This is a genomic window from Micromonospora sp. C31, assembly GCF_018070575.1.
Classification (GTDB): Bacteria; Actinomycetota; Actinomycetes; order Mycobacteriales; family Micromonosporaceae; genus Micromonospora.
In genome coordinates this window covers 371440-386426 of record NZ_JAGPXN010000001.1, presented here as the reverse complement: position 1 = coordinate 386426, position 14987 = coordinate 371440, and the positions used below count along the sequence as shown (strand labels likewise).

Sequence of the window (14987 nt, the reverse complement as noted above, 5' to 3'; positions counted from 1 at the left end):
ATTTCTTTTCAAGGCGTCGTCGGATCCGTCTCCACCCGGGCGCCCGGCTCGCGGTGCCCGCACCTGGCGGGTGCCGCTCCACTACGGTGGCTCCCATGGGTCAGAGCAACGGGCGGGAGGCCGGCCGCCAGTCGGGACAGGAACGGCACCGCGGGGCCGTGACGCTGCGGCGTCAGGCGATCACGAGCAGCACCGCCGATCAGCGCCTGCTCGACTCGCGGGGGCGCGGCGACTGGAAGACGAAGGACGCCTGGCGGGCGCTGCGCATACTCTCCGAGTTCGTCGAGGGGTTCGACACCCTCGCCGACCTGCCCCCGGCGGTCAGCGTGTTCGGCTCCGCCCGCAGCCGGCCCGAGAGCCCGGAGTGCCAGCTGGCCGAGGCGCTGGGCGCCGCCCTGGCCCGGGCGGGCTACGCGGTGATCACCGGCGGCGGCCCGGGCGTGATGGAGGCGGCCAACCGGGGCGCCAGCGAGGCCGGCGGACTGTCGGTCGGTCTCGGCATCGAGCTTCCCTTCGAGCAGGGCCTCAACGACTGGGTCGACCTGGCCATCGACTTCCGCTACTTCTTCGCCCGCAAGACCATGTTCGTGAAGTACGCCCAGGCGTTCGTCGTGCTGCCCGGCGGGTTCGGCACCATGGACGAACTCTTCGAGGCGCTGACCCTGGTGCAGACGGGCAAGGTCACCCGCTTTCCCGTGGTGCTGATGGGCGCGGACTACTGGAGCGGCCTGCTCGACTGGCTGCGCGGCACGATGGCAGCCGACGGCAAGATCGGTCCGGTCGACCTGGACCTGATCCGCGTGACCGACGACGTCGACGCGGCCGTCCGGCACATCGTGGAGGCCGAGGCCGCCCTCAACGTCGAGCAGGAGGCGGTCCGCGAGGAGGCCGTCGCCGTCACCGCCGCCGACCAGCAGGCCGCCGCCGAGGCGGGCAACGAGAACCGGGAGCGCTGACATGGCGGCGATCTGCGTGTTCTGCGCCTCCTCCCGTACGCTCGACCAGCGCTGGCTGGACCTCGCGGCCGAGACGGGCGCGGAGATCGCCCGGCGCGGGCACACCCTGGTCAGCGGCGGCGGGTGCGTCGGCATGATGGGCGCGCTGGCGGACGGGGCGCGGGCCGCCGGCGGCCGGACGGTCGGGGTGATCCCACAGACGCTGGTCGACCTGGAGGTCGCCGACCTGGCCTCGGACGAGTTGCTCGTCACCGACTCGATGGCCAGCCGCAAGACCGTGATGATCGACAAGTCGGACGCGTTCCTCACCCTGCCGGGCGGGCTCGGCACCCTCGACGAGCTGTTCGAGGTCTGGACGACCGCCACCCTTGCCCTGCACGCCAAGCCGATGGCGCTGGTCGACACCGACGGCTTCTACCGTCCGGTCCTCGACTGGCTGGGCGCGCTGGCCGACCAGACCTTCCTCAAGCCCGCCGGCCTGGGCCTGCTCATCGTGACCGACACGGTCCCCGCCGCCCTGGACGCCCTGGAACTCCACCTGACCTGAGCTGACCCCGCCCCGGCCGTGTCCCGGCCACCCGCCCCGGCCCCTCCGGTGCCCGCCGCGCCGCGCCTCTGCGCGTCGAGCATGAGGTTGGCGGGAACGAAAGGGGCGGTCCCCGCGGCCGACCTCATGATCGACGCCGGTTCCTCCTCCGGGGAAGGGCCGGGCGGGGTGGCGGGGTGGGGGTGTCGTACCGGCGTGGTGGGATGTGCGGATGCAGGCGTACCGGCTGGTGCGCCGGCCTGCCGAGGCGGTCCGGGGGGACCAGCGGCCCGGCGGGCCGGCCCGGGGGGACGGTCGGTCCGAGGGGCCGGCCGGGGGTGAGCGGCGCTCCGAGGAGGCGGCCGGGGGTGAGCGGCGCTCCGAGGAGGCGGCCGGGGGTGAGCGGCGCTCCGAGGAGGCGGCGGTTGGGAGTGAGCGCTCCGGGGGGTCGGCCGGCCGGGGTGTGGGGCGTGGGGCGGCGCGGCTGACCGATCCGCGCCAGGCCGAGATCGTGGCACACACCGACGGGCCGATGCTGGTGCTCGGCGGCCCGGGCACGGGCAAGACCGCCACGCTGGTCGAGGCGGTCGCCGCCCGGGTGACCGAGGGCGTCGACCCGGAACGGATCCTGGTGCTCACCTTCAGCCGCCGGGGCGCCACCGCGCTGCGCCAGCGGATCGAGGCCCGGGTCGCCGAGGGCGGGCACCGCGTGCTGCGCGAGCCGCTGGTGCGCACCCTTCCGGCGTACGCCTTCGGGCTGCTGCGCCGGGCTGCGGCCGAGCGCGGAGAGCCGTCTCCCCGGCTGCTCACCGGCCCGGAGCAGGATCTGATCATCCGCGAACTGCTCGACGTGGTCGGCGAGGAACCCGACGACGACCCGGTCGGCTGGCCGGAGGACCTGCGTCCCGCGCTGCGCACCCGGGCCTTCGCGGCGCAGCTGCGCGACCTGCTGATGCGCGCCGCCGAGCGGGGCGTGGGCCCCCTCGAACTGGCCCGGCTGGGCGAGAAGCTCGGTCGCGCCGACTGGCCCGCCGCCGCGCGCTTCCTGCGGGAATACGTGGCCGTGCTCGCCCTGCGTGACGTCAGCAACCGCGGTTCCGTCGCGTACGACCCGGCCGAGCTGGTCCGTGCCGCCACCGGGATGCTGCTCGACGACCCCGAGCTGCTCGCGGCCGAGCGCCGGCGGCTGGCGTACGTCTACGTCGACGAACTGGCCGACACCGACCCGGCCCAGCAGGACCTGCTCGCGACGGTGGCGGGGGGCGGCAAGCCACTGGTCGCGTTCGCCGACCCGGATTCCTCCACGTACGCGTTCCGGGGCGCGGACCCGGCGGGAGTGGCCACCTTCCCGCACCGCTTCCGCACCGCCTCCGGGGCACCCGCGGCGCAGGTGGTGCTCACCACCTCCTACCGGGCCGGTCCCCGGCTGCTCGCCGCGTCGGGCCGGCTGGCGCGGCGGCTGCGCGGCCCGGCGGCGCACCGCCGGCTGCACCCGCTGCCCGACGCGCCGCCCGGCGCGGTCGAGATACGCACGTTCCGCTCGGCCACCAGCGAGGCGGCCTGGCTGGCGCACGCGCTGCGCGAGGCGCACCTGCTCGGCGGCGTGCCCTGGTCGGAGATGGCCGTGCTGGTGCGCTCCACCGGGCGGCAACTGCCCTCGCTGCAACGCGCCCTGCACGCCGCCGGGGTGCCCACCGTCGTGCACGGCGAGGACCTGCCGCTGCACCTGCAACCGGCGGTCGCGCCGCTGCTGCTCCTGCTGCGCTGCGCCCTGGAGCCCGAGCGGCTCGACGAGGAGGCAGCCGTCGCCCTGCTGCACTCGCCGCTCGGCGGCGCCGATCCGCTGGCCGAGCGGCGGCTGCGGCAGGGGCTGCGGGCCCTGGCCCTGGCCGGCGGCGACCGGCGGCCCTCCGGCGAGCTGATCGTGGAGGCGCTGCGCGACCCGGCCGAGCTGGCCGGGATCGAGCGGCACTGGGCGGAGCCCGCGCAGACGGTGGCCGGCCTGCTGGCCGTCGCCCGGGAGGCCGCCGCGCGGCCCGGGGCCACGGCGGAGGACGTGCTCTGGGCGGTCTGGCAGGCCAGCGGGCTCGCCGAGCTGTGGTCCGCGGCGACCGGCCGCGGCCAGACGGTGGCCGGCGAGGGTGACGTCGCGCGGCGCCGCCGCGCCGAGGCGGCCGACCGTGACCTCGACGCCGTGATGGTGCTCTTCGACGCGGCGGCCCGGTTCACCGACCGGCTGCCCGGCGCGCGTACGGAGGTCTTTCTCGACCACGTCCTCGCCCAGGACCTGCCGGCCGACACCCTCGCCCCGACCGCCGACCGGGGGGAGGCGGTGCGGCTGCTCACCGCCCACGCCGCCAAGGGACTGGAGTGGGATCTCGTGGCGGTCGCCGGGGTGCAGGAGGGCGTCTGGCCCGACCTGCGGCTGCGCGGCAGCCTGCTCGGCTCGGAGCGGCTGGTCGACGTGCTCGCCGGCCGGACGGCCGGGGCCGGCGCGGTGGCCGCCCTGGTCGGGCAGACCTCGGCGCTGCTCGACGAGGAGCGCCGACTGTTCCACGTGGCGGTCACCCGGGCCCGGCGGCGGCTGCTGGTCAGCGCGGTCGCCTCCGCCGCGGTGGGCGGCGACGACCACGAGGAGCAGCCGAGCCGCTTCCTCTACGAGCTGGGCCCGACCGATCCGACCGCCCCGGACGACCCACCGGATCCGACCGCCCCGGAAGGCCCACCCGATCCGACCGCCCCGGGCGACGGCCCGGCACCCCCGGACGGCGGCCCTGCGTCGACTGAGGGCGGGGAGGAACCGGACCGACCGGGCGCGCTGCCGGTGAGCCGGCCGCCCCGGGCGCTGACCCTGCCGGCGCTGGTGGCGGAGCTGCGTACGGCCGTCAGCGACCCCGCTGCGCCCTACGCCCGGCGGCAGGCGGCGGCTGCCGAGCTGGCCCGGCTCGCCGCCACCGGGGTGGCCGGCGCGCACCCGGACGACTGGTGGGGGCTGCGGCAGCTCTCCGACGACCGCCCGCTGGTCGACGAGGGGGCGTCGGTCCGGGTCACCCCGTCGGCGATGGAGAGCGCGCTGCGGTGCAGCCTGCGCTGGCTGCTGGAGCGGCACGGCGGCAGCCCGCCGGCCAGCGCCGCCCAGGGCGTCGGCAACCTGGTGCACGCCGCCGCGATGCTCGCCGAGGACGCCAGCGCCGACCGGGGCGCGCTGCTGGACTACGTCGCCGCCCGGTTCGACGCGATCGAGCTGGCCGCCCGCTGGATGGTCGGGCCGGAGCGCAGCCGCGCCGAGGCGATGGTCGACAAACTGCTGCGCTGGCTGGCTGCGAACCCGCGCCGGCTGCTCGCCATCGAGCACGAGTTCGCGGTACGCCTCGACGACCCGCAGCGGCCGGTCGAGCTGGTCGGCCGGGTGGACCGGCTGGAGGTCGACGAGGACGGCCGGCTGGTGGTGATCGACCTGAAGACCGGCAAGTCCACCGCCGTCACGGCCCACGACCTCGCCGAGCACCCGCAGCTCGGCGCCTACCAGGCGGCGGTGGAGGCGGGCGCCTTCGCCGGCTTCGGCGAGGAGTCCGGCGGGGCGGCCCTGGTGCAGCTCGGCACCGGCGCGAAGGACGCGAAGGAGCAGAGCCAGCCGCCGGCCGGGGAGGGCCCCGAGGCCGGTTGGGCGACCGCGCTGGTGCGGCGTACCGCCGATACGATGGCTGCCGCCACCTTCGCCGCCGTCGCCAACTCGAAGTGCCGGGTCTGCCCGGTGCGGACGAGCTGCCCGGTGTCCGGACAGGGCCGCCAGGTGGTCGAGCCGCCGACCACCCGTCGTCCGGAGACGCCTTGACGCAGCCCGCCCTGTTCAGCAGCGCGACCCCGGCGCCCCGGGTCGCCGACGCCGGTCCCCGGTACACCCCGGTGGAGCTGGCGAAGCTGCTGCGGCTGCCCGCGCCGACCCGGGAGCAGGCGGCGATCATCGCGGCCCCCGTCGAGCCGCTGCTGGTGGTCGCGGGCGCCGGCTCGGGCAAGACCGAGACGATGGCCGCCCGGGTGGTCTGGCTGGTCGCCAACTCGTACGTGCGGCCGGAGCAGGTGCTGGGGCTCACCTTCACCCGCAAGGCCGCCGGGGAACTGGCGCACCGGGTGCGTACCCGGCTCGACCAGTTGGTGCGGCGGCTCGGGCGGCGGGGGCGCGACCCGCTCGACGACCCGCTGGCCGGGGAACCGACCGTCTCCACCTACCACTCGTACGCGGGCCGGATCGTCACCGAGCACGGGCTGCGGGCCGGCTACGAGCCGTCCACCCGGCTGCTCACCGAGGCGTCCCGCTGGCAGCTCGTCGACCTGCTGGTGCGCAACTACGACGGCGACATGTCCGAGGTGGACCGGATGCCGAGCACGGTCACCGACGCGGTGCTGGCGCTCGCCGGTGAGCTCGACGAGCACCTGGTCGACCCGGACGTGCTGGCGGCGTGGACGGGCCGCTTCTTCGCCGAGGTGCAGGCGTGTCCCGGCCGGGTCTACGCCGACGTCCGCAAGGCGCTGCGGCTCCAGCAGACCCGGCTGAAGCTGCTCCCGCTGGTGCGCGCGTACGCCCGGCGCAAGGAGGACTTCGAGGCGATGGACTTCGCCGACCAGCTCGCCCGGGCGGCCCGGGTGGCCCGGGACCACCCGGGGGTCGGCCAGATCGAGCGGGACCGCTTCCGGGTGGTGCTGCTGGACGAGTACCAGGACACCAGCCACGCCCAGGTGGTGCTGCTGAACGCGCTCTTCGGTGGCGGTCATCCGGTGACGGCGGTGGGTGACCCGTGCCAGTCGATCTACGGCTGGCGCGGGGCGAGCGCCGGCACCCTGGACCGCTTCCCCGCGGAGTTCGCCCGCGCCGACGGGGCGCCGGCCGAGGTGCTCAGCCTCACCACGAGCTGGCGCAACCGGCCGGAGATCCTCGGCGTCGCCAACGCCCTGGCCACCCCGCTGCGGGCCGCTGGCGCCCGGGTGCCGGAACTGCACGCGGCGATGAGCGTCCGGGAGCCGGTCCCGCACCGCAGCGCCCGCGGCGCCGCCGGCGGCACCGTCCACTGCGCCCTGCTGCGGACGTACGCCGACGAGGCCGACTGGATCGCCGACAGCGTGCTGCACGCCTGGCGCGGCGCGGCGGGCATGCCCGGCGTGCTGCCCGAGCACATCCCGGTGCCGCTGCGGCCCACGACCGCCGTGCTCGTGCGGCTGCGCAGCCAGATCCCGGCGATCGAGTCGGCGCTACGGGAGCGGGGCCTGCCCGTCGAGGTGGTCGGCCTGGGTGGCCTGCTGGACACTCCCGAGGTTCGTGACGTGGTGTGCACGCTGCGGGTGCTGGCCGACCCGACGGACGGGGCCGCGCTGCTGCGGCTGCTGACGGGCGCGCGCTGGCGGATCGGCCCCCGTGACCTGGTGGCCCTGCACCGCCGGGCGAAGGCCATCGCGGCGGCCCGGCGCAGGCTCGCCGACGACGGCACCCCGGAGATCAGCCCGGATCTGCTCGACGAGGCGACCCTGGTCGAGGCGCTGGCCGACCTGGGGCCGGCCCAGGCGTACTCGGCGGAGGGCTACGCGCGGCTGCGGGCGTACGCGCGGGAGCTGGGCCTGCTGCGCTACCGGCTGGACCAGTCCCTGCCGGAGCTGATCGCGGACATCGAGCGGACGATCGGCCTGGACGTGGAGGTGGCGGTGCGGGCGGGCCGGGACGGGGCCGGTGACGCCGGCCTCGCCCGGGGTCACCTCGACGCGCTCGGTGACGTCGCCGCCCGGTTCAGCGGGGAGACGCCGGGGGCCACCCTGTCGGGCTTCCTGGCCTACCTGACCGCCGCCGAGGACGAGGAGCGCGGCCTCACCCCGGGCGAGGTGGAGGTGGTCGAGGGCGCGGTGCAGATCCTCACCGCGCACGCCGCGAAGGGTCTGGAGTGGGACGTGGTGGCGGTGGCGGGGCTGAGCCGGGGCGTCTGGCCGGGACCGGTGCGCAACTCCGACCACTGGCTCGGCGGGCTGGGCGTGCTGCCGTTCCCGCTGCGCGGGGACGCCGACGGGCTGCCCGAGCTGGGCCTGGCCGAGGCCGAGGACCAGCGGGGGGTGGCCCGGGCGCTGGAGGACTTCACCGACGCCTGGCGGGCGCACGACGAGCGGGAGGAGCGCCGGCTGGCGTACGTGGCGGTGACCCGGCCCCGGCGGCTGCTGCTCTGCTCCGGCTACTGGTGGGGGGAGAGCACCAAACGGCCGCGCGGGCCGTCGGTGCTGCTGCGGGAGGTGTACGACGCCTGCCTGGACGCCGGCGCGGGGCACCTGGTCGACGAGTGGGCGCCGGCACCGCCGGGCGACGCGGTCAACCCGACGACCGAGGTGGTGCTGCGCGCCGAGTGGCCGGCCGACCCGCTGGGCGCCCGCCGGCCGGCGCTGGCCGAGGCGGCCGCCCTCGTCCGCCGTCTCCTGGCCGACGGCGACGGTGCCTCCGGTGCGGGCCCGGCCAGGGCTGTCGGTGACGGTGCCTCCGGCGGCGAGGGCCCGGCCGGGCCGGTCGACGACGTGGACGTGGCGCGGTGGCGGCGGGAGGCCGACCTGCTGCTCGCCGAGCGGGCCGAGCTGACCCGGCGGTCCGGCGCGGTCGAGGTGGCGCTGCCCGGCCAGTTGTCGGTGACCCAGTTGGTGGCGCTGCGCCGGGATCCGGCGGCGCTGGCCCGCGCGCTGCGCCGCCCGGTGCCCACCGAGCCCAACCCGTACGCCCGCCGCGGCACCGCCTTCCACACCTGGCTGGAGCAGCGGTTCGGCGCCGACCGGCTGCTCGACCTGGACGAGCTGCCCGGTGCGGCCGACGCGGACGCGGCGCCGGACGAGGCGCTGGCCGAGCTTCAGGAGCGCTTCCTGGCCAGCGAGTGGGCCGACCGGGTGCCGGTCGAGGTGGAGGTGCCCTTCGCCACGGTGATCGCTCAGGTGGTGGTCCGGGGGCGGATGGACGCCGTCTTCGCCCGGCCGGGCGGGCGGTTCGACGTGGTCGACTGGAAGACCGGCCGGCAGCCCGTCGGCACCGCCGCCGACGTGGCCGCCGTGCAGCTCGCGGTCTACCGGCTGGCCTGGGCGGAGCTGGCCGGCGTACCGGTGGAGCGGGTCGGCGCCGCGTTCCACTACGTGCGCGACGGCGTCACGGTCCGCCCCGCGGACCTGCTCGACGCCGACGGGCTGACCGCGCTGATCGCCTCCGTACCGGAAATTCCGGCAGCCGGTGGCGCCGGGCCGAATCCATGATAGGTTGGTCGCGTTGCAGTTATGGTTCCCAGAGACTCTGTGTGCGCCTGGAGGATTGTGGCCCAGGCGCTCTTTGTTGTGTCCGGAGTTCTCCGGGCGGGGCGACCAGAAGCGACAAGCGAGCCAGGCAGTTCCGCGTGGCGCGCTCCTCTTCGAGCCCGCAACAAGTGCGGGTTCGACGTTCCGTCAAGGAGACGAAACAAAAATGGCTATTGGCACCGTCAAGTGGTTCAACGCTGACAAGGGCTTCGGCTTCATCACCCCGGACGGCGGCGGCGCCGACGTCTTCGCCCACTTCTCGGCCATCCAGTCCTCCGGCTACCGGAGCCTGGACGAGAACCAGCGGGTCGAGTTCGAGGTGACCCAGGGCCAGAAGGGCCCGCAGGCGGAGAACATCCGCCCGCTGTAGATCTTCGGATCTTCCAGGTAACACCCATCGCGCCCTCCGGGTGCGGTGACGGGACCGGTCCGTCGCCCCGTCGACCTGCGTGAGCAGGCGGCGGCTGGCGGCGGGCCGGGGCCCCGTACCACTTTCGGTTCGTGCTTGTGAGTCACCCGCGGCCTGTTCCGCCGGTGACAGCGCCGCCTCCGGCGCCCTCCCTCGACACGTGCCGCGTCGAGGAAGGCTTCCGCATGACCACTGTCGTACCCTCGTTCGCCCTCACCGGGCTGGCCCCGGCGCTGCTCGCCGAGCTGACCGCCCAGGGCATCACCGAGCCGTTCCCGATCCAGTCGGCGACCCTGCCGGACTCGCTGGCCGGCCGCGACGTGCTGGGCCGGGGCCGCACCGGCTCCGGCAAGACGCTCGCCTTCGGGCTTCCCCTGCTGTCCCGCACCGCCGGCCGCCGGGCCCGTCCGGGCCGTCCGCTGGCCCTGGTGCTGGTGCCGACCCGTGAGCTGGCCCAGCAGGTCACCACCGCGCTCGACCCGTACGCCCGCGCCGTCGGGCTGCGCTGCGCCACCGTCGTCGGCGGGCTCTCGCTGCAACGCCAGGCGGACGCCCTGCGCTCGGGCGCCGAGCTGGTCGTGGCGACGCCCGGCCGGCTGCACGACCTGATCAACCGTGGTGACGCCCGGCTGGACCAGGTCGGCATCACGGTGCTCGACGAGGCCGACCAGATGGCCGACATGGGCTTCCTGCCACAGGTCACCAAGCTGCTGGAGCAGGTCGCCCCGAACGGGCAGCGGATGCTCTTCTCGGCCACCCTCGACGGCGGCGTGGACCGCCTGGTGCGCCGCTTCCTGAGCAACCCGGTCTCGCACTCGGTCGACCCGGGCACCGCCACGGTGACCGCGATGACCCACCACGTGCTGCACGTGGACGCGGCCGACAAGCCGACCGCCCTGACCTGGATCGCCGCCCGCGAGGGCCGCACCATCCTGTTCATGGGCACCAAGCACCGCGCCGACCGGCTCGCCCGCCAGTTGCTGTCCAAGGGGGTACGCGCGGCCGCCCTGCACGGTGGGAAGTCGCAGCCGCAGCGCACCCGGATCCTGGAGCAGTTCCGCACCGGGCAGGTGACGGCGCTGGTCGCCACCGACGTGGCGGCCCGGGGCATCCACGTCGACGGGCTGGACATGGTGGTCAACGTGGACCCGCCCACCGAGGCGAAGGACTACCTGCACCGTGGTGGGCGTACCGCCCGGGCGGGGGAGTCCGGCACGGTGGTCACCCTGGTCCTGCCGGAGCAGCGCCGGGACGTGTCCCGGCTGATGTCGACCGCCGGCATCCGTCCCGAGTCCGTCCAGGTGCGTTCCGGCGACGACGCCCTGGTTCGGGTGACCGGTGCCCGGGAGCCGTCCGGCGTGCCGGTGACGATCGCGCCGCCCGCGCCGCAGGCCGTCCCCTCCGGGTCCGCCAACGGTCGGTCGGCCGGCCGCGGCGGTGAGGGTGGCCGGGCTCCGCACCGCGCCTCCGGCCGGCCCCGCCGCTCGCGGCGTCCCCGCGCCCCGCACACCTCCTGACCGATCCTGTTCCTCCTGCTCCTCCCACCGGCTCCGGGCGACCCTGCCCGGAGCCGGCTGAGTCTGTAATCAGCGGATGTTGCGTCCGATCGGCGACTGTTTCCGCCGCCGCTGGTGGTGGAAGCTGATGGGCGGGGGAAGACCCGGGCGGCACCGCCCGGCATGGGAGGGATGACGATGGTGGGCGACGCCGGCACGGGCGCGGCGCGGGAACTGTCGCTGGTGCTCGCGGTGGCGCTGGCCGGGCTGCTGCTCGCGGTGGTCGCGGTGTTCACGCCGTGGCACGCCACCCCGGACGGGGCCGCGCCGGCCGCTCCGGTCGAGCTTCGCAGCCCGACGGAGCTGCCGGCCACCACCGCCGGCTGACCGGGGCCCGTGGTCGCCGCGCGCGCAGACGTACCCGGCTTCGACCCGCCTGGTCCAGCACGCCCCGGCGCCGCCGGATCGAGGTCACCCGTGGCGGGGGTGCCGACGCGCTAGGGTCGATCCCGTGGCGGCCCGGAGATCGAGAATTCCAGCGACGAAGTACCCGGTCGAGCGGTTCACCCTCGACAACGGCCTGCGGGTGGTGCTGACCCCGGATCGCAGCGCCCCGGTGATCGGGGTGGCGGTCGTCTACGACGTCGGCATCCGCTCCGAGCCCGAGGGGCGCACCGGCTTCGCCCACCTCTTCGAGCACCTCATGTTCCAGGGCTCGGAGAACCTGGAGAAGCTGGCGCACTTCCGGCACGTGCAGGGAGCGGGCGGCACCTTCAACGGTTCCACCCACCTGGACTACACCGACTACTTCGAGACCCTGCCGAGCAACGCCCTGGAACGGGCGCTGTTCCTGGAGGCCGACCGGATGCGCGGCCCCCGGCTGACCGAGGAGAACCTGCGCAACCAGGTCGACGTGGTCAAGGAGGAGATCCGGGTCAACGTGCTCAACCGCCCGTACGGCGGCTTTCCCTGGCTGACCCTGCCGCCGGTGCTGTTCGACACCTTTCCGAACGCGCACGACGGCTACGGCTCCTTCGTCGACCTGGAGTCGGCCACCGTCGCCGACGCGGCCGACTTCTTCCGCCGCTACTACGCGAGCGGCAACGCGGTGCTGGCGGTCGGCGGCGACATCGACGTCGCCGAGGCGACCACGCTGATCGAGCGGCACTTCGGCGACGTGCCGGCCCGTCCCGCCCCGCAGCGGCCCGACTTCACCGAACCCGACCTGACCGAGGAGCGGCGCACCTCGTACACCGACCAGCTGGCCCCGCTGCCGGCGGTGGCCGGCGCCTGGCGGGTGCCCGACCCGATCACCGACTTCGCCGCCTACCTGCCGTACGTCGTGCTGGCCGAGGTGCTCACCGACGGCGACGCGTCCCGGCTGGTCGAGCGGCTGGTCCAGCGCGACCGGGCGGTGACCAGCCTCGGCGGCTACGTCGGCTTCATGGGCGACCCGTTCGACGTGCGGGACCCGACGGCGCTGCTGCTCCAGGCGCACCTGCCCCCGGGCGGGGACGTGGACAAGGTGCTGCGCACCATCGACGAGGAACTCGACCGGCTGGCCACCGACGGCGTGGCCGAGGGGGAACTGGCCCGCACCCAGGCCCGGATGGCTACCCACCTGCTGCGCGACACCGACGCGGTGCTCGGCCGGGCGTTGCAGATGGCCGTGCTGGAGCAGCAGCGCGGCGATCCGGGGCTGCTCAACGACCTGCCCCGGCTCGTCGGCGAGGTCACCGACGAACAGGTCCGCGCCGCCGCGGCCACCCTGCGGCCCGAACGCCGCGCGTCCATCGAGGTCATCCCCGGAGGTAACAGGTGAGCGCGAGGAGTGAGCCGGTTTTGCGAGCCCCGCAGTCGCGAACGGAGGGTGGTCAGTGAGCGCGAGGAGTGAGCCGGTTTTGCGAGCCCCGCAGTCGCGAACGGAGGGTGGCCAGTGACGACGGCAACCGCACCGGCCGCGCCCCGGGCGCTGCCTCCGCTCGGCCCCACCCGCAGGCTCAAGCTGCCGAGGCAGGCCGAGCGCACGTTGGGCAACGGACTGACCGTGATCGCCGTACGCCGGCCGGCGGTGCCGCTGGTGGAGGTGCGGCTGTGGATGCCGTTCGGCCGCGCCCACCTCGCCCGGGGCGCCATGCTCGCGCAGACCCTGCTCTCCGGCACGCGGACCATGTCCGGCGTGCGGATCGCGGCCGAGTTGCAGAAGGTCGGCGGCGGGCTCTCCGCCGGGATCGACCCGGACCGGCTGATGCTCTCCGGCGCCGCGCTGGTCACCGGGCTGGACCGGATGCTGGAGATCCTCGCCGAGGTGCTGACCGACGCGAGCTACCCGAACGACGAGGTCGCCACCGAGCGGGACCGGCTGGTCGACCGGATCCAGGTGGCCCGCAGCCAGCCGGGGCACCTGGCCCGTACCGCCCTGCTCCGGCGGGTCTACGGCACGCATCCGTACGCGGTGCAGACCCCCGAGGCGGAGACGGTCCGGGCGGTCCGGCCCGCAGTGCTGCGGACCCTGCACGCCCAGCGGGTGCACCCCGCCGACGCGGTGCTGGTGCTGGTCGGTGACGTGCAGCCGGAGCGGGCGCTGGACGCCGCCGAGAAGGCACTGTCGGGGTGGAACGGCGCCGGGCACACCGCCGACCTGCCGCCCGCCCCGCCGCTGGAGCCCGGGCCGTTGCTGCTGGTCGACCGGCCGGGGTCGGTGCAGTCCTCGCTGCGGATGGCCCTGCCGGGGGTGCCCCGCACCCACCCCGACCACGCCGCCCTGCAACTGGCCAACCTGATCTTCGGTGGCTACTTCTCCTCCCGCTGGATCGAGAACATCCGGGAGGACAAGGGCTACACGTACGGGGGGCACTCCGTCGTCGAGCACTCGGTGGCCGGGTCCGTGCTGGTCGCCGCCGTCGACGTGGCCACCGAGGTGACCGGGCCGGCGCTGCTGGAGACGACGTACGAACTCGGGCGGCTGGCCACCGTCGCGCCCCGCGAGGACGAGTTGGAGCAGGCCCGCCAGTACGCGCTCGGCACGCTCCAGCTCGGGATGTCCACCCAGGCCGGGCTCGCCTCGCTGACCAGCGCGTACGCCGGCAGCGGGCTGCGCCTGGAGTTCCTGGCCGAGCACGCCGCACGGCTGGCGAAGGCGACCGTCGCGGACGTGGCCGAGGCGGCGGCGCGCTACCTCGCCCCGGCCGGGGCGGTCACCGTGGTGCTGGGTGACGCCGAACGGATCGGGTCGCAGTTGGCGACGCTGGCCCCGGTGACCACCGAGCCGGCCCGGCCGTGAACGGGGAGACCGCGCCGCCGTTGGCCCGGTCCACCCTGGATCGGGCGGCCCACCGGCGTACCGACCCGGGGTGGCTGGCGCGGGCGTGGAGCCAGGCGAGGGTGCTGGTGCTCGACTCCGGCGACGGTGGCCGGGCCCTGGTGCGTACCGACACGTCGCCGCCGACGCTGGTGCTGCTGGACCCGGCCGGGCTGTCCGAGCCGGCGGCACCGATGTTCCTCGGCGTCGAGCCGGACGGGGTGCCGGTCTTCGCCGTGGACGCCCCGCTGCCGGCGGTGCCGGGGGCCCGGGCGGCGCATCTGCGGGAGGTCGGGCACCTGCTCGGCGACCGCGACGCCGGGCTGTTCACCACCGCGCTGGCGCTGGTCAACTGGCACCTGCGGCACCGCTACTCGTCGGCCACCGGGCACCCGACCGAGGTGGACGAGGCCGGCTGGTCCCGGGTGGACCCGGCCGGGGAGCGGACCTGGCCGCGTACCGATCCCGCGATGATCGTGCTGGTGCACGACGGTGTCGCGGGCCTGGACGGGCGGTGCCTGCTCGGCAACAACGCGAGTTGGCCGCACACCACGGGCGAGCGGCGCTTCTCCTGCCTCGCCGGCTACGTCGAGCCGGGGGAGTCGGCCGAGGCCGCCGTGCTGCGCGAGGTCCGCGAGGAGGTCGGCGTCCCGGTCGAGGACGTCGCGTACGCGGGCAGCCAGGCCTGGCCGTTCCCCGGCTCGCTGATGCTCGGCTTCCTCGCCACCGCGGATCCGGAGCATCCGGTACAGGTGGACCCGACGGAGATCGCGTACGCCCGGTGGTTCTCCCGCCGGGAGATCGGCACGGCCCTGGCGGGACGGCCGGTGGAGGTCGGCGGGGCCCGGCTGGTGCTGCCGCCGCCGTCGTCGATCGCGCTCTTCCTGATCCACCGCTGGCTCGACGGGCACTGCTGAACCGGGTGCCGCCTGTGGTGGCCCGGACCGTCGGCAGGTCGGGTCGGTGGCCGGGAGGTCGTGCGGTCCCGGCCCGTGGCCGC

The 14987-nt window shown here is 75.5% G+C and carries 10 protein-coding genes; all 10 read left to right on the top strand.

Features of this window, described 5'->3' with window-relative positions; genetic code table 11:
- The first annotated feature begins 95 nt into the window (after positions 1–95).
- Positions 96–956: a TIGR00730 family Rossman fold protein gene (locus KBX06_RS01735; RefSeq protein ID WP_210832381.1), complete on the top strand. Its 861-nt coding sequence runs from the start codon at positions 96–98 to the stop codon at positions 954–956.
- A 1-nt stretch (position 957) separates the two neighbouring features.
- A complete protein-coding gene (locus tag KBX06_RS01730) occupies positions 958–1503 on the top strand; it encodes a TIGR00730 family Rossman fold protein (protein ID WP_210832380.1) in 546 nt (181 codons plus the stop codon).
- 211 nt (positions 1504–1714) lie between these two features.
- A complete protein-coding gene (locus tag KBX06_RS01725) occupies positions 1715–5317 on the top strand; it encodes an ATP-dependent DNA helicase (RefSeq protein WP_247684980.1) in 3603 nt (1200 codons plus the stop codon).
- Positions 5314–8742: an ATP-dependent DNA helicase gene (locus KBX06_RS01720; RefSeq protein ID WP_210832379.1), complete on the top strand. Its 3429-nt coding sequence runs from the start codon at positions 5314–5316 to the stop codon at positions 8740–8742. Before KBX06_RS01725 ends, KBX06_RS01720 begins: the two co-directional genes overlap by 4 nt.
- A 205-nt stretch (positions 8743–8947) precedes the next feature.
- Positions 8948–9151 carry a cold-shock protein gene (locus tag KBX06_RS01715; protein ID WP_007464836.1) on the top strand — a complete coding sequence of 68 codons (204 nt, stop codon included), beginning with the start codon at positions 8948–8950 and terminating at the stop codon, positions 9149–9151.
- A 224-nt stretch (positions 9152–9375) separates the two neighbouring features.
- Complete coding sequence (locus tag KBX06_RS01710; RefSeq protein WP_210832378.1) at positions 9376–10707, top strand: DEAD/DEAH box helicase; 1332 nt, start codon at positions 9376–9378, stop codon at positions 10705–10707.
- A 177-nt stretch (positions 10708–10884) separates the two neighbouring features.
- On the top strand, positions 10885–11073 hold the full coding sequence (locus KBX06_RS01705; RefSeq protein ID WP_210832930.1) for a hypothetical protein: 189 nt from the start codon (positions 10885–10887) through the stop codon (positions 11071–11073).
- Positions 11074–11197: 124 nt separating this feature from the next.
- Positions 11198–12508 carry a pitrilysin family protein gene (locus KBX06_RS01700; RefSeq protein WP_210832377.1) on the top strand — a complete coding sequence of 437 codons (1311 nt, stop codon included), beginning with the start codon at positions 11198–11200 and terminating at the stop codon, positions 12506–12508.
- 114 nt (positions 12509–12622) lie between these two features.
- Positions 12623–13969 (top strand): pitrilysin family protein, encoded by a 1347-nt coding sequence (locus tag KBX06_RS01695; protein WP_210832376.1) that lies wholly within the window; start codon positions 12623–12625, stop codon positions 13967–13969.
- Positions 13966–14904, top strand: coding sequence for an NAD(+) diphosphatase (gene nudC / locus KBX06_RS01690; protein ID WP_210832375.1), 939 nt, complete (start codon positions 13966–13968; stop codon positions 14902–14904). The genes KBX06_RS01695 and nudC overlap by 4 nt, the downstream gene beginning before the upstream one ends.
- Positions 14905–14987 lie beyond the last annotated feature (83 nt).

Coding starts and splice junctions, on each gene's coding strand:
- KBX06_RS01735 (WP_210832381.1), top strand. CDS start 96: ATGGGTCAGAGCAACGGGCGGGAGGCCGGCCGCCAGTCGGGACAGGAA.
- KBX06_RS01730 (WP_210832380.1), top strand. CDS start 958: ATGGCGGCGATCTGCGTGTTCTGCGCCTCCTCCCGTACGCTCGACCAG.
- KBX06_RS01725 (WP_247684980.1), top strand. CDS start 1,715: ATGCAGGCGTACCGGCTGGTGCGCCGGCCTGCCGAGGCGGTCCGGGGG.
- KBX06_RS01715 (WP_007464836.1), top strand. CDS start 8,948: ATGGCTATTGGCACCGTCAAGTGGTTCAACGCTGACAAGGGCTTCGGC.
- KBX06_RS01710 (WP_210832378.1), top strand. CDS start 9,376: ATGACCACTGTCGTACCCTCGTTCGCCCTCACCGGGCTGGCCCCGGCG.
- KBX06_RS01705 (WP_210832930.1), top strand. CDS start 10,885: ATGGTGGGCGACGCCGGCACGGGCGCGGCGCGGGAACTGTCGCTGGTG.